This window comes from Psychromonas arctica (assembly GCF_038155225.1).
Lineage (GTDB): Bacteria > Pseudomonadota > Gammaproteobacteria > Enterobacterales > Psychromonadaceae > Psychromonas > Psychromonas arctica_B.
Genome location: NZ_JBAKBA010000226.1, coordinates 1 through 228, shown reverse-complemented (window position 1 = coordinate 228; position 228 = coordinate 1). Strand labels below are relative to the sequence as shown.

Genomic DNA, 228 nt, shown 5'->3' with positions numbered 1-228 from the left:
TTTTTAAAGGTAAGCCGTAGAAGTGTCAACATTTGGATTAAAGCATACCTTCATTTCGGGTTAACAGGACTGGAAGTAAAGCCCCGTAGCGGGAGGCCTCATCGACTCACACCAGAGCAACTTGCTAACATAAAACAATATGTGATTGATAATGCGATAAAATTAGAAGGAGACCGTCTGCAGGGGAAGGATATAAAAGAATATATTGAAACAACATTCGGGGTCACT

General features: G+C 40.8%; 1 protein-coding gene. It reads left to right on the top strand.

Annotated elements, in window-relative coordinates:
- Positions 1–228, top strand: a 228-nt coding sequence (locus V6255_RS18365; RefSeq protein ID WP_341629418.1) for a helix-turn-helix domain-containing protein, incomplete at both ends; no start/stop codon positions are given.